Origin of the sequence: Streptomyces sp. JHA26, from assembly GCF_002005565.1 — a bacterium.
Taxonomy (GTDB): Bacteria; Actinomycetota; Actinomycetes; order Streptomycetales; family Streptomycetaceae; genus Streptomyces.
This window is the reverse complement of sequence record NZ_BDJC01000067.1, coordinates 17,114-35,486: the sequence shown is the minus strand read 5'-3', so window position 1 is coordinate 35,486 and position 18,373 is coordinate 17,114. Positions and strand designations below refer to the sequence as shown.

Sequence of the window (18,373 nt, the reverse complement as noted above, 5' to 3'; positions counted from 1 at the left end):
CGCCGACGTCGGCCGGGCGGCGTCGCGGATCACCGAGGTGATGACCCGCACCAGCCGCTCGGCGATCGTCTCCACCTCGGCCCGGTCCAGGGCGCCGGACTGGTAGTTGAAGCGGAGGGAGAGCCGCGGCCCCGGCGCCATCACCAGTGCCAGGGGGTAGTGCGTGGCGTCGTGCGGCTGTACGTCGTCGAGGTGCAGGTCGGTGCCGGGGATGGCGGACTGCAGGTCGTGCGGGAAGTTCTCGAAGACCACCAGGGAGTCGAACAGCTCGCCGATGCCGGCGCTCCGCTGGATGTCGGCCAGGCCGACGTACTGGTGCCGGGACATCCGCAGGCTCTGCTGCTGGATGCCCTCCAGCATCGACAGGACCGGCTCCTCCGGCCGTACGCGGACCCGCACCGGGACGGTGTTGATGAACAGGCCGACCATGGACTCGGCGCCCGGGACCTCGGCGGGCCGGCCGGCGAGGGTGGTGCCGAAGAGGACGTCGTCGCGGCCGGTGTGCCGGGACAGCAGGATCGACCAGGCGCCCTGGACCACCGTGTTGGCGGTGAGAGCGTGCGAGCGCGCGAACGCCGAGAGTTCCTCGGTGAGTTCGGCGGACAGCTCCACGACGTGGTTCAGCGGCGTCTTCTCCGCCCCCGCGGGGACGTCGGGGGCGATCAGGGTCGCCTCTTCCACGCCTTCGAGCAGTTCGCTCCAGGCGGCCTGGTGCGCCGCGGTGTCCTCGCGCATCAGCCAGGACAGGTGGTTCCGGTGCGGGACGGCGGCGGGGAGCCGGTGGCCGTCGGGGGCCGCGTAGAGACTGAACAGGTCCTCGATGAGCAGTGGCATCGACCATCCGTCCAGCAGGATGTGATGGTTCGTCAGCAGCAGGACGTGGCTGTCCTCGCCCGTCCGGATCAGCGTGAACCGCAGGAGCGGGGGCGTGGCCGGATCGAAGCGGCGGGCGCGGTCCTCGGCGACCAGCCTCTCCTGCTCGTGCGTGCGGTCCGCCGGGTCCAGGGCGCGCAGGTCGTGCTCGGCGAACTGCAGCGGGACGGTGCGGTGCACCACCTGGACGGCGTCGCCGTCGCGCCGGGCCCGGAAGCTCGCCCGCAGACTGGGGTGTCGCCGGAGCAGCCCGGCCGCGGCGTCGCGGAGCGACGGGACGTCGAGCCGGCCGCTCAGGGAGAGGGCGAACTGGACCGTGTAGACATCGGGGGCGTCGTGCTCGTCGTACTGCGCGTGGAAGAGCAGGCCGGCCTGCAGGGGTGAGAGCGGAAGGACGTCTTCGATCCGTGACTGCTTCACTGTGCGATCTCCCATTCTTGCGCCAACTCGTCTTCGAGCGCGTCGAGTTCGTTCTGGCTGAGGGTGTTCAGGGTGAGGTCGGACGGGGTGTGGACCACGGTGTCCGACTGTTGCGAGCTCGCGACGAGCGCTTCCAGGGAGTGCTGCCAGTGGTCCGCGAGCCGGCCGATCTCCTCCTCGGTGAACAGGGCCTCGGGCCATGTCCACCGGGTGGTCAGCCGGCGCCCGTCCGCCGCGTCCTGGACCATGACGTTGATGTCCAGCTGGTAGGCGGCGGGCATGGTGGGCTCCGACGTCTCTCCGAGGGCTTCTTCCGGGGCCAGCCCCCAGCTGTGCGGGTCCCGTGCGGTGGAGTCGAAGCGTCCGAGGTAGTTGAAGCCCACGTCGGGACCGGGCCGCGAGTCCAGCTCGCCGGCCGTGTCCTGGTTGTGGTGACGCAGCAGGCCGTAGCCGATCCCGTCGCCCGGTACGGTCCGCAGCTGCTCCTTGATCTGCTTGAGCGCGTGGTCGGCGCCGTCGCCGCCGCGGGCCGCCGCCCGGGCGTCCGCCGGGCCGAGGCTGAGGGTCACCGGGTACAGCGAGGTGAACCAGCCGACGGTCCTGGTCAGGTCGTGCGAGGCGCGCAGCGGTACGCGGCCGTGGCCTTCGAGGGCCACGGTGAGCCGTCCCTCCTCGTGCCGGCCCGCGCCCCGCCACTGGGGCACGGCCATCATGAGGGCGGTCAGCAGGACGTCCGTGACGGTGCCGTTGATCCTCGAGGGCACCGTCGTCAGGAGCGGTTCGGTCGTCGCCGGTGGCAGTGCCGTGTTCAGCGAGACCAGTCCGGCCACGGTGTCCCGGGCGGGGTCGAGCCGGGGGCCAGCCGGCTTCAGGGGCGCGGGGCGGGCGAGCGTCTCCTTCCAGAAGGGCAGTTCCGCGACCCGCTCCGGCGAGAGCGCCTCCCTCTCGAGCAGGCGGGCCCAGTCGCGGAAGGAGGTGCCCCGTGCCCCGAACTCCGGGGCACGGCCCGCCGCCGCGGCGGCGTAGGCCGTCTGGATGTCGTCCAGCAGGACCCGCCAGGACACTCCGTCGACCACGAGGTGGTGCAGGACCAGCAGCAGCCTGCCGGGCCGTGTGCTTCCGGCGTCGAACCAGACCGCCTGGAGCATCACCCCGTCCTCGGGCCTCAGCCGGTCGGCCGCGCTCTCGCGGTGTGCGGCGACGGTCGCGGCCAGCGCCTCCTGGTCCAGTCCGGCCGCGTCGACGACGTCGACGACACCGCCGGGCGGGACGGCGAGGGGTCCCTCCGGGACGTGGAGCCGCCAGGACGGGGAGCGCACGAGCCGGGCCCGCAGCACGTCGTGGTGGTCGGCCAGCGCTCGTACCGCGGTCTCCAGGTGATCGGCGCGGACGCCGACGGGGGTCTGGACCAGCGCGAACTGCCCGAACCGGTCGATGCGCCCGCCGCGGCCGCGGAGCCATTCCATGATCGGCGTCGCCGTGAGGTCGCCGACCGGGTCCACGTCGTCCTCGACGTCGATCTCGGCGGCCGCGGCGTGCGGGGCGAGGGCTTCGACCGTCTTGTGGGCGAAGACGTCCTCGGCCGTCAGGACGAGGCCGTGGCGGCGGGCCCGGGAGATCAGCCGCATGGCGACGATGCTGTCGCCGCCGAGGTCGAAGAAGTTGTCGGTGACGCCGACCGTCTCCAGGCCGAGGACCTCGGCGAAGGCCCGGCACAGGACCTTCTCGACCTCGGTGCGGGCCGCGGCCCCGGTGGCGAGGCCTCCGTAGTCCGGCGCGGGCAGGGCCCGCCGGTCCAGCTTGCCGTTCGCGGTGACCGGCAGCTCGGGCAGGACCACCACGGCGGCGGGGACCATGTACTCCGGGAGCCGGTCGGCCAGCACCCGGCGCAGACCGGCGGGGTCCGCGGGCACGCCCTGCCGCAGGGTCACGTAGCCGACGAGCTGCTTGCCGCTCGGGCCGTCCTCGCGGACGATCACCGCGGCCTGCGTCACCTCGTCCGGTTCGGACAGGGCTGCCGCGATCTCACCGAGTTCGATGCGGAACCCGCGGATCTTCACCTGGTCGTCGGAGCGTCCCAGGAAGATCAGGTTCCCGTCGTCGCGCCAGCGGGCCAGGTCACCGGTCCGGTACATCCGCTCGCCGGGACGGAACGGATCGGCGACGAACCGCTCCCCGGTCAGTGCGCTGCGGTTGAGGTAGCCGCGGGCCAGTTGGACGCCGGAGAGGTAGAGCTCGCCGGGTACGCCCACCGGTACGGGGCGCAGCGCGGCGTCGAGGACATAGGTGCGGGTGTTCCAGACCGGCGCGCCGATCGGCACGCTGTCGTCCTCCGTGTCCGGCACGCACTGCCAGGCGGTGACGTCGACCGATGCCTCGGTGGGGCCGTACAGGTTGTGCAGCTCCACGTCGGGGAACTCGGCGAAGAAGTGGCGCTGCGTCTCGCGGGGCAGCGCCTCGCCGCTGCACAGGACCCGGCGCAGCGCGGGGAAGGCCTGGGTGAAGGGTGCCCGTGCCAGGAACGCCTGCAGCATGGAGGGGACGAAGTGGAGCGTGGAGATCCGCTGTGTCGCCATGGTCTCCGCGAGGTACGCGGGGTCCTTGTGGCCGTCCGGCCGTGCCACCACCAGCGTGGCGCCCTCGATCAGCGGCCAGAAGAACTCCCAGACCGACACGTCGAAGCCCGACGGGGTCTTCTGGAGCACCCGGTCCTCGGCCGTGAGGCCGTACTGCCCCTGCATCCACTGGAGCCTGTTGACGATTCCGGCGTGCGGGACCACCACGCCCTTCGGGCGGCCGGTGGAGCCGGAGGTGTAGATGAGGTAGGCCGGGTGGTCCGAGCGGAGCGCGGTCGAGCGGTCCTCGTCCGTGGGGTCCGTCCCGGCGCACCGGGCCAGCGCCGCCGCGGTCTCCGGGTCGTCGAGGCAGAGGTGCGGGCGGTCGCCGGCGGGCAGCGCCCGCGCGTGGGCGGCCGTGGTCAGGACCGCCGTCGGCCGGGCGTCCTCGAGCAGGTACTCGATCCGGTCGCGGGGGTGTCCGGGGTCCACGGGTACGTAGGCGGCGCCGGCCTTCAGGGTGGCGAGCAGGCTCACCACCAGGTCGACCGAGCGGGTCAGCGCCACGGCGACCCGGTCCTCGGGACCGACGCCCAGCTCGAGGAGCCGGTGCGCGAGCCGGTTCGCCCGGGCGTTCAGTTCCCGGTACGTCAGCGTCTCGTGTTCGAAGACGAGCGCCTCGGCGTGCGGGGTGCGGCTCACCTGGGCCTCGAACATGGCCGTGAGGGTGCCGAGGTCGCGGCCGGTGGCGTTCCACTCCTGGAGGAGGACCCGGCGTTCGGCGGGGGTCGCCACCTCGATCTCGCCCAGGGGGCGCTCGGGCGGGGAGCCGGCGAGCTGTGCCAGGAGGTGCTCGAAGCGGGAGCCGTGGCGGTCGACGTCACCGGGCCGGTAGATGTCGCCGTTGGCGTGCAGGTCGATGGCGAGGCCGTCGCGTCCGGGACGTCCGTCGACGACGAAGGTGATGTCGTCGTTCGGTCCGACGGTGAGGCTGTGCGACACCGTCTCGCACCCCGGTATCGAGAAGTCGGTGTCGAACATCAGGAAGTTGACCTGCGGGCCGACGAGCCGGCGGCCGTCGTTGACGAGCTTCAGCTCGCGGCGCATGTCCTCGTAGCGGTAGCGCTGGTGGCGCACCGCACCGTGCATCGCGTCGGACGCGGCCTCGATCAGCTCGGCCACGGTGCTCGTGGACGCCACGGGTATGCGCAGCGGCAGGACGTTGGACACCATGCCCGGGGTGCGCTTGGCGACCCCCGGGCGGCGCGCGGCCACCGGCAGTCCGAGGACGATGTCCGAGCTGCCGGTCATCTTGGCCATGTACAGCGCGATGGCGGCCACGGTGACCACCGGCCAGCTCGCGTTCGTGTCCCGGGCCAGCGCGTGCAGGCGGTCGGTGACCGAGTGGGGCAGGTGGCCGGTGCGCCGGAGGAACGAGGACGGCATCGAGGGCTGACCACCCGAGAGGCTGACCGGCTCGGGGCGGTCCGCGAAGAGGTCGAGCCAGTAGGCGCGGTCGGTCTCGAAGTCCTCCGAGGCGCGGTACGCCGCGTCCGCCTCGACGAGTTCGGCCAGGCCGGCGAACTTCCGGCGGGGGCCGGCGGCCGCGGTGCCGGTGAGTTCGCGGTAGATCTCCGCGACCCGGGTGGCGACCAGGCCCCCGCTGAAGCCGTCGAGGACGATGTGGTGGGTGCGGTAGTACCAGTGGAGCCTGTCGTCGCCGAGGTCGATGAGCGCGAACAGGTACAGCGGGTCACGAGCGGGATCCACCGCCTTGCGCGCGTCGGCGAGCATCCACTCCAGGGCGGCCGCCTCCGGGTCCGCCTCGGTGCTGACGTCGACCCACCGGACGTGCGCGGGCGGTGCCGGGTGCACGCGCTGCACCGGCTCGCCGTCCCGCTCGTGGAACGTGGTCCGCATGGCCTCTGCCTCGCCCAGAACCCGGTGCAGGGCTTCCGCGAACGCGTCCTGGTCGATCGATCCGCGCATATCGATGTATTCGGCAATGTTGTAAATGGCATTGGCCGGGTCCAACCGCTGGGCGAACCACATGCCGCGCTGCGCCGCAGTGAGATCAATGGTTCCGGCAGGCACAGCTGACATTGTTCTTCCCCTCCGTTGGATTTCTCGACGCCGTTCCCCGTCCCCTGGGAAGAGTGCGTCGTCGAGCACGCGATGTCCGCCATTGCCGACGTCCGGAAAACACCTTCAGGCTCAGCCGGAACTCATTGATTCGGCATCAAAACGAGACTATGGGGTGTGCGTGCGGAGGTCCTGCTCGATTTCAATACTTCAAACCAGCCCGGCCGAGGGGCGGAGCACGGCGAGGGCGTAGCCGACCTCCGCCACCAGATTTCCTTCGCACCGGGTCTCGCCGCTCATGATGACGCCGGAGGCGGTGTACTGGTCGATGCGTACGGTGTGCCGCAGCGTGTCACCGGGGTGGACGCCCCGGTGGAACGTGATGTCGCGCAGGGCGGCCAGAACGGGGGCGTCGCCGGCCGCATCGCCCCGGGTCCGTTCCCGTTCGAGCCACAGCAGCGCCCCGCCCTGCCCCCACGACTCGATCAGGAGGGACGGCGGGTAGCGCAGGGCCGGCTGCCCGACGCCGGGCCCGAGCCGGGCGTAGCAGGTCTCGCTGCCCGTGATCGCCTTGCTGGTGACGATGAGGTCGTAGGGCTCCATCTCCAGCACACGGTCGACGTGCAGCATCGGATGCGCGTGCGGGATCCTGCCCCGGATCTCCCCGTGTTCAAGCATCCGGCACCTCCGGCGCCCCTGCGGCGGGGACGATGCGGAAGCTCACCGAGACCTTGGCGGCCTTGGCCTCTCCCTTGCGGCAGTCGGCGGTGACGTCCAGGCCGTCCGGTCCCGCGGGTTTGCACGAGCAGTGGATGTCGAGGACGTCGCCGGGGCCCAGCGCCGCGAGGAAGCGGACGGAGCGGATCTGTTCGGGGACCGCGAAGGACCGCGTTCCGCGGGTTTCCCACACCAGGTGCAGGACCGCCTGGTAGACGGACTCGAGGAGGAACGCACCCGGGTAGATGGTGACGTCGGGGTAGTGGCCCTCCATGTACGGGTCGTCGGCGCGTACCAGCTTGCGCGCGGTGACCTCGGTCGCCGACAGGACCGTGCAGGTGTCGACGGCCGGGAGCGGGGCCGCCCGTGCCCGGCGGCCGGCCTCGATGGCGGCGCCGGGCACGGGCGGCGGGGTGAGGGCGGTGGTCACAGCACGACTCCGCCGTCCACCCGGATGATCTCGCCGGTGATGTAGCCGGCCTTCTCGGAGAGGAGGAAGGAGACGAGCTCGGCGACCTCGTCCGCGGCGCCGTAGCGGCGCATCGGAATGCTCTTCAGCGCCTGGGCCCGCACCTTCTCCGAGAGCGCCTCGGTCATGTCGGTCTCGATGAACCCGGGAGCGACGACGTTGACGCGTACGCCGTAGCCGGCCAGTTCCTTGGCGAGGGACAGGCTCATGCCCTGGATCCCGGCCTTGGAGGCGGAGTAGTTGGTCTGGGTGGCGTTGCCGTCCAGACCCGCGACGGAGGACATGTTGACGATCACGCCCTCCTTGCGCTTCATGAACCCGAAGACCACCGCGCGGCAGAAGTTGAACGTGCCGTCGAGGTTGGTCCCGATGACGGCCCGCCAGTCCTCCGGGGGCATCAGCACCATGGGGTTGTCACGGACGATGCCCGCGGAGTTGACCAGCGCGCGGACCGGTCCGATCGCCCGCTCCGCGGCGGCGACGAACTCCTGCACGGCGTCGAAGTCGGACACGTCGCAGGGCGCGTGGTGGACCTGCACGCCCGCTTCACGGATCAGCTTCTCGGTCTCCTCGGCGGCCTCCACGCCGCTGCGGTAGCAGAAGGCAATGTTGCGGCCCTCCTGGGCGAGCCGGACCGCCACCGCGCGTCCGATGCCCCTGGACCCGCCGGTGACGACGGTGCATCCCTGTTCGTTCACTGCTCTCTCCTTGCCTGGTGCGGCGCGGCCGGTCAGCCGCAGCCGCCCGCGGTGTCGTGGTCCAGGACGCCGACGCGGTCGACGAGTTCCGCCGGGACGCCCTCCAGCGGGTCCTCGCCCCACTCCTCGTCCACCAGCGGGTGGCCGGAGGCCGGCTCCTCCGCCGCGGCCCCCCTGGTGTCGCCGGTGACGGTGCTCATGTCCCTCATCCCTTCTTCGCGGAGGTCAACAGCGCCTCCTCGAGCGCCGTGACGAAGTCGTCGAGACGGTCCAGGCCCCAGAAGCGGTGCCGGCCGAGCTTGAAGTACGGGACGCCGAACACGTCGTCCTCGTACACCTCCATCAGGGCCTGCACGCCCTGCTCGCGGATGGCGGGGTCCTCCGGCGCGGACACCAGGGTGTCGCCGTCGAGCCCGGCCTCCAGGAGGATCCGGCGCAGTTCCTCGCGGTCGCAGATGTCCTCGCCGCGTTCCCAGCGGGCGGCCATGACCGCCCGGTAGTACTCACGGTGCACACCGAGCTCACGGGCCTTGAGCCAGCCGAGGTGGGGCAGCTCCCACCATTCGTCGCCGGTGTCGAGCGGCCACTTCATGGCGTAGCCGTACTTCGCGGCGAGGCGCTTGGTGTCGGCCAGGATGTAGAGGTGCTTGGCCTTGCTCATGGCGATGTAGTGGAACTCGCCGCCGCGCCGGGTGAGTTCGGCCATGCTGATGTCGTCGGGCTCGGTGAACGGGACGTACTCGATGAGCTCCTCGGCGTTCGGCAGGCGCTCCTCCAGCCGCCTCACGGCCATCCAGCTGAAGGGGCTGCGCAGCGAGAAGTACAGCCGGGGCGGCCTCCTCACGCCTGACCCCCGATCAGGACCGCCTTCACGGTCTCGTCGAGGATCGCGACGGAACCGGCCTCCTCCCCGCGGCTGATGGCGTAGCCGTGCATGATGGTGGCCGTCGCGGCCAGCTCCAGGGTGTCGCCGCGCTGCACGTAGCAGTCCATGCGCGCCGTGTAGACGGTGTCCTTGATGATGTCCTCGATCGTGAAGACCGTGTGCACGGTCTCCTCCATGAAGATGTCGGACAGCATCTGCACGCGGGCGCGGGAGACGACGGGGATCCAGGCGCGCTCGTCGAGCAGCTTGCCGATGGCCAGGCCGCGGTCGTGCAGGAAGCGGTCGACGACCTCCTCGAGGGTGCGGACGTACGCCGAGTGCTGGAGCCGGTCGGAGAAGTGGCAGTACGGGTAGGGGGCCCGCCAGGACCACAGGTAGGCGCCGGAGCCCTCCGGGACGAGGACGTCGGCGACGTCCTGGCCGGGAGCGAGGGGCAGGGTGGCGGACTTGGCGTTGGCCAGCGCGGCCACCTCGGGCACCACGAAGGGCTCGAGCATCGCCGGTACCGGCTCGGTCCCGGAGCCGTCCTTCACGACGACCAGGGCGACGCGCAGTTTGCCCTTCAGGACGGTGACGGCCTCGCCGTCGCGCTCCACCGTCAGCGTGATGGTGAACGGGGCGCCCTGGTCCGGCTTCGGCGTGGCCGAGACCACGGTGGCGTAGACGCGGTCGTCCACGAAGAGCGTCGCCGGCAGCTGCACCGAGGAGTCGACGATCTCGAGGCCGAGTCCGTAGCGGTGGTACATGTCGCGGGCACCGACGCCACGCTCGCGGAAGTACTCCAGTACGGCCTCCTCGGCCAGGTACATGAAGTGCTTGAACCCGATCCAGGTGCGGATGTTGGCACCCTCGTAGCGCGGCATGCCCACATAGGTCGTGGGGGCTCCGTCCAGCAGATCCGTCACAGTGCCTTCTCCTTCGGATTCGACGGGGACGTGGGGGTTGTTCAGGGTGCGGCGCAGGAAGGCGCCGGTTTCGCGGCCCAGTTCCTGCGCCTGCATCACATGGCAGAAATGTCCGTACACGGCGCGCAGCCGTACCGTGGCCGCCGGCATGGCGCGATCGAGCGCGGCGGCCCGCATCGGGGTCAGCGACTCGTCGTCGACCCCGGCGAGGACGAGTGTGGGGACCTCGACCCGGTCCAGGCGGTACTTCCCCGACGCCTCGAACTCCCGGTGGAAGACCGGGAGTCCGCTGGCGACGGCGCGTTCGCCCGCCTTCTGTTTCATGGCCGCGAGGATGTCCGGGTCGAGGGTGGCCGAGCGCGGGCCGAGCGCGATGTCGACGCCCTGGTTGATGACCTTCCGCAGGGCGCCCTCGGAGCGTGTGCGGATCGCGGGGGACACGGGGAAGTCGGCCGGACGGTAGAACGGTGCGGCCAGCACCGCGGCGCCGATGCCGGGATCGCCCTCGCAGGTGGCCAGGTACTCCAGCACCGCGTTGGCCCCGAACGAGTGGCCCAGGAGTGCGGCGGGCCGCTCGGGGACCAGGGACAGGGCCCGGCGGAGCCATTCGCCCGGCGAGCCCTCGTCCCGCCAGGCGTAGGAGTTGCCGCCGTGCCAGGGCATCTGGAGCGCGTAGAGGCGGTAGCCGGGCAGCTGCTCCGCGAGGGCGCGCCAGATGCCCCAGGAGTCCTCTATCCCGTGCACCGCGACCAGCGCGGGTCCCTGCCCGGGGCTCCGGTGCACCTCCAGGGCGTCGCTGCGGGCCACCGTGTCCCATCCGGTCATGCCATGCTGCCGATCGGCTCGATCCGGGACGCCGTCACACTGGCCCAGGCGTCCTCGCGGTCACCGCAGGCGACCACGAGGGGCCCCTCGGCCCCGCCGGTGGCGAGCCGGTCGGCCGCGACCGCCAGGCCGATGACGCCCTCGGCGCCGTAGAAGCCGCCCATGGCGGGTTCCGCGGCCGTGGGCCGCTCCCCGTGCCGTGCGACGGATCCGATGCGGACCTCCGCGCTGCCGGGCCAGGCGCCGGGTACGCCCAGCAGGACGCAGCCGGCTCCCTCGGTCAGTCCACCGCCGTCGGCGCGCAGCGCCTCGAGGCCGAGGGCCACCGGGTCGGCGGGCTCGACGCCCACGACGACGGCCCGCCGGGCGCGGCCGGCGCGCAGCAGCCGGTCGGCGAGCTGCACGGCGTCGAGGCCGGCCGTGGCACCGCTGCACACCGCGAGGTTGGGTCCGGTGAAGCCGTACCGGATCGCGATGCTGCTGGCGATGATGTTGCTGGAGGCGTTCGGTGCGTCCAGCACGCTCACCGCGGCGCCGCCGTCCCTGCGCATGTCCGACACCATCGAGCAGACGGTCTGGACGTTGCCCAGGTTGGAGGCGACCACGACGGCGGTTCCGGCCGCCCCGTCCACCGGTCCGGCGGGCAGGCCCGCGGGAAGGCCGAGGGCGCGGTGGACGGCGCACAGCGCCAGCCGGGTGGCCGTCTCCTTGCCGAGCAGTCCTTTGCGGCCGAGGACGAGTCTGGCCTCGGCCGCGGAGCAGGCCGGCTCCTGCGGGGAACCGGGGAGGTCGGACGCCGCCGTGCCGGGCACGTGGACGGCCCAGCCCGCGAGCACGACCGTCGGGTCGCCGTCAGCCATCACTTGCCTCCACGATCGTCACCGCGTTGACCCCGCCGAACCCGAACGCGTTGATCTGGGCGAGGCGCGGACCGGCCTCCAGCGGGGCTCCGTACACGAGGTCGAGCTTGTCGGCCCCGGACATCGGCGACCGCAGTCCCACCACCGGCGGAACCGTGCCGGTCCGCATGGCGGTGAGCGCGATCAGCAGGCTCATCAGCGCCGCACCGCCCGAGGTGTGGCCGATCGCGCCCTTGATCGCGGTGACCGGCGGCCCGGCGGGGCCGAAGACGTCCAGCAGGGCCGCCGCCTCGGTCGGGTCGTTGAGCCCGGTGGACGTGCCGTGCGCGACGACCAGGCCGATGTCCTCGGGCCGTACGCCGGCGCGCTCGTGCGCCTGGTGCATGGCCGTGGTGATCCCGGCCTGATCGGGCGCGGTCTCGTGGTACGCGTCGCAGGTCAGCCCGACGCCGCGGAGCGTACCGAGAACGGGGCGGCCGTCGGCCGCGTCCTTCGGGTGTTCCAGGACGACGGCCGCGGCGCCCTCGCCGAGCAGCACCCCGGGACGGTTCTCGTCGAAGGGGCGGACCATGTCCGAAGTGCCGTCGGTGACCTTGCCGATGACGGTGAGCATGCTCTCCGTCATCGTGTCGCAGCCCGCGGCGACCACCACGTCGGCTTCGCCCAGTTCGAGGATGTCCGCGCCGAGCGCGAGCGCGTACCCGGAGGCCGCGCACGCGTTCGCGAGGGTGTGCACCTCGGTGACCTCGGGCACGACGGCGCGGACGGCACGGGTGAAGTGCAGCTGCTCCAGTCGCAGCCGGGCGCCGTCGGCGTGCCACTGCTCGACGCCCCGCAGCTCGCGCAGGCCCGTGCCGACGACGACGGCCACGCGGCGCCGCGCGGGGTCCACCCGCGCGGCGCGAAGGGCCTCGGTCACGCAGTCGGCGAGCCAGCGGCCCGCCAGGCGCGGGCCCGGAGCCACCGCTCCCGGCTCGTCCGGGATCTCGTAGCCGTGGGAGACCGCGAGCTTGGCGGGATCACCCAGGCGCAGCGGGGCGACCCCGCTGCGCCCTTCCAGGAGGGCCTGGTAGGTGGCGTCCTGATCACCCAGGCAGGTGATCATGGAGCTACCCGTGATGGCCGCCGGCACGGCTCCACCCCCTGATGACGGCAGCGCCGGCGGCGCCCTCGGCGGAGCGGGTGGTGATCACGGAGATCTCGCCGTCGCGGGCGGGTTCGCCGCGGTGCCGCGCGAGCAGCGCGGCGACCTGGAAGGCTCCGGTGGCGCTGAACGCCTCGCCGGTGGCCTTCTTGACCCGCAGCCGGTGCACGTCCGCGCCGAGCACGGCGGTGACGGCCGCCTCCTCGGCGTCGTCCAGGAGCGGCATACCGCTCCAGGCCGTCGCCACGGTGGTCACCTCGCCGGGTTCCACCCCGGCCCGGCTCAGGGCGCGCCGCAGGCAGGTCTCCAGGCCTGCCGCGAAGGTGCCGTCGGGACCGGGCGGGTCGAAGACGCCGACCTCGACGGCCAGCACCTCGGCGTCCATCGGGCGCCCCGCCGCACGCACTTCGTCGGCGCGTTCGAGCACGAACACCGCGGCGCCCTCGCCCGCCGGGAGGTCTCCGCCCCCGGTGGACTGCCCGAAGTGCGCGGCCCAGGCCGTGTGCGGGCTGAACTCCTCCACGGAGCCGACCAGGAGCGCGTCGGCGTAGTGGCAGTTGATGAGGTTGCGGCCGTAGCGCAGGGCGTTGTGCATCGCCATGCTGCCGCCGGCCACCGTGGCGTTGGGGCCCTTGAGGCCGAACCAGATCCCGGCCTGCCCCGCCGTGCAGTTCATGACGGCGTTGGGGAAGAGCAGCGGGTTGACCAGGTAGGGACGGTCCTGGGTGAAGGTGTCCCGGCTGTAGTCGCTGGTCGACTTGGCACTGCCCGCGGTGGTGCCGAGGGTGATGCCGATCCGGTCCCGGTTGCCGTCGTCGACCACGAGGTCGGAGTCGGCGAGCGCGGCCTTGCAGGCGACGAGGCCCAGCGCGGTGGCCCGGTCGAAGAACGAGGTGCCCTTGCGGCCGAGGTGGTCACGGACCTTGAAGTCCAGGAGCGCGTGGGCCTCCTGGCGCGGCAGGGGTTCCTCGTACATACCGGAGACGTCGCTCGGGGCCGGGTGCGCGGCCGCGACCGCGGCCGCGAGGGCCTCCGGTCCCGGACCGGCGCCCGACAGGACGCCGAAGCCGGTGATGGCCAGGGTGCCGGTGGCGGCCGTCCCGGTCCCGGTGGCGGCCGCGGTACCGCTGGTCGCGGTCGTCATGACATTCTCCCGAGGATGACGATGGCGTTGTTGCCGCCGAAGGCGAATCCGTTCACCTGCGCGATCCGGACGTCCGCGTCACGGGCGTGGTTGGGAACCGGGTCGATCGGGGGCATGTCGGGGTCGAGCGCGGTGAAGTTGATGGTGGGCGGCAGGAAGGACCCGGTGATGCCGAGCACCGAGGCGATGGCCCCGAGCCCGCTCGCGGCCCCCATGGCGTGGCCCAGCATCGACTTGGTCGAGCTGATCGGCGGCGGGTTGTCGCCGAAGACGTCGACCACGGCGCTCGCCTCGGTGAAGTCGTTCGCCGGGGTGCCGGTGCCGTGGGCGCAGATGTAGTCCACGTCCTCGGCCTTGATGCCGGCGTTCTTGTGCGCGAGCCTCATGCACGCGGCGATGCTGGCCCGGTCGGGCGCCACCATGTGGCTGGCGTCGCAGTTCAGGCCGTAGCCGAGGACCTCGGCGTGGATGCGTGCGCCGCGGGCGAGCGCGGAGTCCAGGCTCTCCAGGAACATCGCGGCCCCGCCCTCGCCGGTGATGATGCCCGAACGGTCCTTGTCGAAGGGCGAGCACGCCTTCTCGGTGAGTGCGCCGAGCCGGTAGAACCCGGCGTGCGACCAGCGGTGCACCGAATCGGCGCCACCGGCGACCATGTAGTCCATCTCGCCCGAGCGGATCAGGTCGCTGGCGTAGCCGAGGGCGTAGTTGCTGGCGGAACAGGCGGTGGACAGCGTCACCGCGTCGCCGGTGAGGCGCAGTTCGCGGTTGACCGCCTGGGACAGCCTGGCGCTGGACACCTGTTTCACCAGGCCGGCGTCCAGTCCGTCGTACCCTCCGGCGAGGGCGTCGGCGGTGAGCCGCTCGAGTATCTGCGACTCGCCGCCGGTGGTCCCCATGGTCGAGCCGGCCCTCGAGGACGCCAGTACGTCCTCGTCGATCCCGGCGTCCGCCACCGCGAGACGGGCGGCGGACGCCGCGAAGAGGCTGGTGCGGCCCCACTCTTCGACAGACAGCCGACGGACCATGTCCTCCGGCCGAAAATCGTGTACCTCTCCGGCCATGAAGTAAGGGAAACCGGTGGAGTCGAAGCACTCGATCGGCGAGACGCCGTTGACGCCCTGCCGCAGCGCCTGCTCGTAAGCGGCCGCTCCGATCCCGATGCTCGAGACAGGCCCCACGCCCGTGATGACTACCCGTCGCATGAGATCAGCCCAGCCAGCCGGCGCGCTCGGCGAGGACCTCGTAGACCGCGGTGAGGTTGACCATCTTGGGCAGGTCCGACTGCGGGATCTCCACCTTGTACTTCTTCTCGAGGCGGGCGAGGATCTCGATCGCGCGGAGCGAGTCGGCCTCGTGCTCGTCGGCGAAGCTGCTCGTGTCGGTGATCTCCTCCGGCTCGACCTCGAGAACCTCGGCGACGATCTCGCGGATCTCGTCGAGCTGCTCCTGCTTGGTGATGGTTGACATTTCTTTTTCTCCCTCTCAAAGAAAGGCGACTTCGCCTTTACGCATTCAGATTAGTACGTCTCGCGTCGGCGAATCCAGCCCGTATGGGGGTTCAGAGTTGACCGTTCCCCATTTACAGAAGGGGGCATGAACCGCATAGGCGGGACTTTCGAGTCGCGCCTATAAAAGAATTCGATGTCCGATTGACAGATCCGTTTTCCGCGGAACTCGGTACGGGTGGAACCGGCCGGTTCAGCGCGAGGTCGCGGCGTCCAGCGAGGAGGCCGGCCTGACGAGCGTCACCGCTCGGCCGACGGTCAGCAGCGGCTCGCCGTCGACCGAGGACGTGCCCTCGAAGAACGTCGCCCCCGCCGTCTCCTGAAGCAGTTTCACCTCGTGGCGGACCACGTCACCGGGGTACGCGCGGCCGTGGACCTCCACTTCGGAGATGCCGCCGAACAGGACGACGTCTCCCTCCGCAGTGCCTTCCGGAGCGCCGTGCGCCCCGAGCAGTGCGGCGCTCTGGCACCAGGACTCGATGACCAGCGCGGTGGGGTAGGCGTAGTCGTCGTCCGCCGCTTCCTCCGGAATATCCTGGTACCAGGGTTCATTGCAGGTGACGGCCTTGACGGTGGAGATGCTCCGGCCCGCCTCGACCTCGAGGACCCGGTCCACCAGCAGGATCGGGTATCGGTGCGGGATAAGCGATTTCGCCGTTCCGGGTCCGAATGTGCCGGACATGTGCGGCCTGCCTTTCCGATGCGGTTCTACTGTGGGTGTGCGATCCGCTGGAGCTCCCGGTGGCGCAGGCGGAAGGTGGCCGCCTTGACGCCGTCGGCCGTGCAGCGCGCGGTCACCGTGCGCAGCGCCCCCTCCCCCGCCTTGACGGTGCAGTCGACGACGACCTCGGCGCCGGGGAGCACCGGGGAGAGGAAGCGCGTCGTCGCGATGGCCTCCAGCTCCAGCCTGCGGCCGTGGCCGGCGGCGAACCGCCGCACGGCGCGTTCGGCCAGGTCGAGGAGGAACACTCCCGGCAGCAGGGGGAAGCCGGGGTAGTGCCCGGCGAACACCGGCGCCTGCGGTTCGACCGTCACGCTCAGGGTGATTCCGGTGTCGTCCAGGCGCTGCAGGGTCTCCTCCGGCAACAGGGTGACGGCGGACATCGGTTGCTCCTTCTTCTCAGGGGGTGCCGAGCCGGCGGGCGCCGCGGTCGGGGCGGCCGCGCGGTCGAGGGCCACGCGACCGGAGGCGCGGCGGGCACGGGGGGCAGGGACGCGGCACGGCCGAGGGCGTGACGCGGTCAGGGGTGGAGCACCGCCGGCAGCAGGGCCGGCCGGCGACGGGCACGACGGTTCACAGGCGCAGCGCCCCGCTCACCGACGGGCCCTCGCTGCCGATGGCGACCTTCACGTTCAGGGTGCGGGAGGTGTTCGTGTAGGCCAGGTGCAGCCCCAGGGAGCGGAACAGTGCGGCATGCTCCTCGCCCGGCACCTCGGGCAGCGCGTGCAGTCGGACGCCGACGTGGTGGACCGCGTGGCGCACCTCGGTCGCGGAGAAGTCGTGCCCGGTCAGCCGCATCACCCGGGCGGGCGTCCACACCCGCCCCAGCCAGGAGACCAGGGCACCGACGGCGGCCTGCTCCCTCAGGTAGACGTTGCGGGGGTGCTCGGCCTGCCCGGCCCGGTCGAAGCCGCCGGGAACGCGGCAACGGTAGTAGTGCTCGCCGTTGTTGCGGGTGCCCTGCATCAGCCGGTTGCACCACGTGCAGCGCACCAGGCCCCGCAGGACGTAGGTCCGCTCGGACGGCCGGGAGGATCCGGACGGGGTCCGCCGGGCCTCGAACAGCTCGGTGACACGGTCCCTCACGTCGGCCGGCACGATCGGCGCGAGTCCGTTCGCCCGGCCGTCCCCGGCCGCGTAGCGCGGGTTCACCAGGATCGACCGTACGGTGCCTTTGGACCACGCCGGCGTGCGGTCGCCCGCACGGCAGCCGCGGGCACTGGGGCTGGGAATGCCGTCGGCGGTCAGTCCTTCGGCGATGTCCTGGAGTCCCCGGCCGTCGAGGTACTCGTCGAATATCCGGCGGACCACCACGGCGGCGCCCTCGTCGGGGACGACCGCGTGCCCCGTCCCGCCCGGCCCGCGGGACGCGCGGTAGCCGAAGGGAGGACGGCCCCGCAGCCTCGGGGCACGCGGGACGGTCAGGGCCTGTGCCCCGGACACACGGGGCTGCGGTGATCGAGCCGAACCCGCCGACGACATGCTCATACCGTCCCTCCCTTGCCGCTGTCGAGGGGCAAGCTGCGTCTGGTGTGCGTCCGAGAGGGCGCGGGAATGCTCGTTCCCGGCCCGGATGCGATGCAGGTCCACGGTGCCCCTGCCGACCCCCCGTCGAGCGCTCAACGCTAGGCGTGGGTGGTGGACCCGGCGAATTTCGTGTCCACAAAGTGCCATCGACGGGGTGGCCCCCGGTGGTGACGCTCGGCGGACGGTGGTGGTCCCCCCGGTTCGGGAGGCCCCCGCAAGGCTTCGGCGGCGGATGTCCGCTCGCTCCGACGCCCGGAGTCTGGCCGCCTCGTCAGGTCCCGGGCCACTCCAGTTTCAAAGCCTGGAACCACAGGTGGGGCGGGTGCGGCCGCACGGCTCCGCCCGGGCCCGCGCCCGGAGCGGAGCCGGGTCAGGCGCTGACGACGCTCTTGATGCTCTCGAACAGGGAGAGCATGGCCCGCGCCGAGGGCAGGATCATGCGGCCCTCGCGGGTGAGCCGGGCGCCCGTCGAGTCCCGGTCGAACAGCCTGGTGCCGAGCGTCTGCTCCAGGCTCTTGATCTGGTAGCTGACGGCCGGCTGGGAATAGCCCAGGTGCTTGGCGGCCTGATCCATTCTTCCGATCTCCGCGATCGAGACGAAGGCGCGGAGCTCACGTTCGTGCATGACCGACTCTCCTCAACATCGCTGTCCGTGGACGAGAAAGCCTCTGTGTCCACCGTGTCGACGCCATCTTCGCGGCCGCCGGCATCACCGAGGCGGAACGGTGCAGGAAGGTGTAGGGAGGTCATCGGCGGTCGCCGGGGGTGTTATAAGTGACCCGGAGGCCCTTCGCGGCCCGCCGTCGGTCTGCCGTCCGGCGACCGCGGCATCCCCCGTCGTGGGCGGGACCGCCCGCCATATCGAAGTCTTCACAGTGGGATCGAGAACGCCCCCCGGACCGCGTACCGTCCTGCCGATGCCGGCTGACTGCCGGTCTGGCGTGACTGTCACTGATGGCGTCGATCCGCCGGCCTCGCCACCGCGTGCCGCCCCGCGGAGGGGGACGGGGCTTTCCGTCGCGCTTTCGGTTGCCGCATGTCC

The 18,373-nt window shown here is 71.7% G+C and carries 17 protein-coding genes; all 17 read right to left on the bottom strand.

Annotation, left to right across the window (positions count from 1 at the left end):
- Nucleotides 1-1,293 (bottom strand): condensation domain-containing protein (locus JHAT_RS29230; protein WP_253195648.1); only part of this gene is annotated, 1,293 nt, incomplete at its 3' end.
- Nucleotides 1,290-5,951: a non-ribosomal peptide synthetase gene (locus JHAT_RS29225; protein ID WP_077801293.1), complete on the bottom strand. Its 4,662-nt coding sequence runs from the start codon at nucleotides 5,949-5,951 to the stop codon at nucleotides 1,290-1,292. The genes JHAT_RS29230 and JHAT_RS29225, both read right to left, overlap by 4 nt.
- A 189-nt stretch (nucleotides 5,952-6,140) precedes the next feature.
- Complete coding sequence (locus JHAT_RS29220; protein WP_107482055.1) at nucleotides 6,141-6,608, bottom strand: 3-hydroxyacyl-ACP dehydratase FabZ family protein; 468 nt, start codon at nucleotides 6,606-6,608, stop codon at nucleotides 6,141-6,143.
- Nucleotides 6,601-7,077 carry a hypothetical protein gene (locus JHAT_RS29215; protein WP_077801291.1) on the bottom strand — a complete coding sequence of 159 codons (477 nt, stop codon included), beginning with the start codon at nucleotides 7,075-7,077 and terminating at the stop codon, nucleotides 6,601-6,603. Before JHAT_RS29215 ends, JHAT_RS29220 begins: the two co-directional genes overlap by 8 nt.
- The gene (gene fabG, locus JHAT_RS29210; RefSeq protein WP_077801290.1) at nucleotides 7,074-7,814 is read right to left on the bottom strand and encodes a 3-oxoacyl-[acyl-carrier-protein] reductase; all 741 of its coding nucleotides are present in this window, start codon (nucleotides 7,812-7,814) and stop codon (nucleotides 7,074-7,076) included. The genes JHAT_RS29215 and fabG overlap by 4 nt, the downstream gene beginning before the upstream one ends.
- Before the next feature lie 32 nt (nucleotides 7,815-7,846).
- On the bottom strand, nucleotides 7,847-8,014 hold the full coding sequence (locus JHAT_RS34785) for a hypothetical protein (RefSeq protein ID WP_171991113.1): 168 nt from the start codon (nucleotides 8,012-8,014) through the stop codon (nucleotides 7,847-7,849).
- 5 nt (nucleotides 8,015-8,019) lie between these two features.
- Entirely contained in the window at nucleotides 8,020-8,658 is a 639-nt protein-coding gene (locus JHAT_RS29205) for a 2-hydroxychromene-2-carboxylate isomerase (protein ID WP_077801289.1), read from the bottom strand.
- Entirely contained in the window at nucleotides 8,655-10,430 is a 1,776-nt protein-coding gene (locus tag JHAT_RS29200) for an alpha/beta fold hydrolase (protein WP_077801288.1), read from the bottom strand. The genes JHAT_RS29205 and JHAT_RS29200 overlap by 4 nt, the downstream gene beginning before the upstream one ends.
- Nucleotides 10,427-11,290 (bottom strand): beta-ketoacyl synthase N-terminal-like domain-containing protein, encoded by an 864-nt coding sequence (locus JHAT_RS29195; RefSeq protein ID WP_077801287.1) that lies wholly within the window; start codon nucleotides 11,288-11,290, stop codon nucleotides 10,427-10,429. The genes JHAT_RS29200 and JHAT_RS29195 overlap by 4 nt, the downstream gene beginning before the upstream one ends.
- Nucleotides 11,283-12,395, bottom strand: a complete 1,113-nt coding sequence (locus tag JHAT_RS29190) for a beta-ketoacyl synthase N-terminal-like domain-containing protein (protein WP_216353452.1) — start codon at nucleotides 12,393-12,395, stop codon at nucleotides 11,283-11,285. The genes JHAT_RS29195 and JHAT_RS29190 overlap by 8 nt, the downstream gene beginning before the upstream one ends.
- A gap of 4 nt (nucleotides 12,396-12,399) precedes the next feature.
- The gene (locus JHAT_RS29185; protein WP_077801285.1) at nucleotides 12,400-13,578 is read right to left on the bottom strand and encodes a beta-ketoacyl synthase N-terminal-like domain-containing protein; all 1,179 of its coding nucleotides are present in this window, start codon (nucleotides 13,576-13,578) and stop codon (nucleotides 12,400-12,402) included.
- On the bottom strand, nucleotides 13,575-14,780 hold the full coding sequence (locus JHAT_RS29180) for a beta-ketoacyl synthase (protein ID WP_077801284.1): 1,206 nt from the start codon (nucleotides 14,778-14,780) through the stop codon (nucleotides 13,575-13,577). The genes JHAT_RS29185 and JHAT_RS29180 overlap by 4 nt, the downstream gene beginning before the upstream one ends.
- A gap of 4 nt (nucleotides 14,781-14,784) precedes the next feature.
- Nucleotides 14,785-15,045 carry an acyl carrier protein gene (locus JHAT_RS29175; protein ID WP_077801283.1) on the bottom strand — a complete coding sequence of 87 codons (261 nt, stop codon included), beginning with the start codon at nucleotides 15,043-15,045 and terminating at the stop codon, nucleotides 14,785-14,787.
- Nucleotides 15,046-15,276: 231 nt separating this feature from the next.
- Complete coding sequence (locus JHAT_RS29170) at nucleotides 15,277-15,765, bottom strand: 3-hydroxyacyl-ACP dehydratase FabZ family protein (protein WP_077801282.1); 489 nt, start codon at nucleotides 15,763-15,765, stop codon at nucleotides 15,277-15,279.
- Between the two features lie 26 nt (nucleotides 15,766-15,791).
- Nucleotides 15,792-16,187, bottom strand: coding sequence for a 3-hydroxyacyl-ACP dehydratase FabZ family protein (locus JHAT_RS29165; RefSeq protein ID WP_077801281.1), 396 nt, complete (start codon nucleotides 16,185-16,187; stop codon nucleotides 15,792-15,794).
- A 190-nt stretch (nucleotides 16,188-16,377) separates the two neighbouring features.
- Nucleotides 16,378-17,292, bottom strand: a complete 915-nt coding sequence (locus JHAT_RS29160) for a recombinase family protein (protein ID WP_216353451.1) — start codon at nucleotides 17,290-17,292, stop codon at nucleotides 16,378-16,380.
- Nucleotides 17,293-17,701: 409 nt separating this feature from the next.
- Nucleotides 17,702-17,956, bottom strand: coding sequence for a LysR family transcriptional regulator (locus JHAT_RS29155; RefSeq protein ID WP_077801279.1), 255 nt, complete (start codon nucleotides 17,954-17,956; stop codon nucleotides 17,702-17,704).
- Nucleotides 17,957-18,373 lie beyond the last annotated feature (417 nt).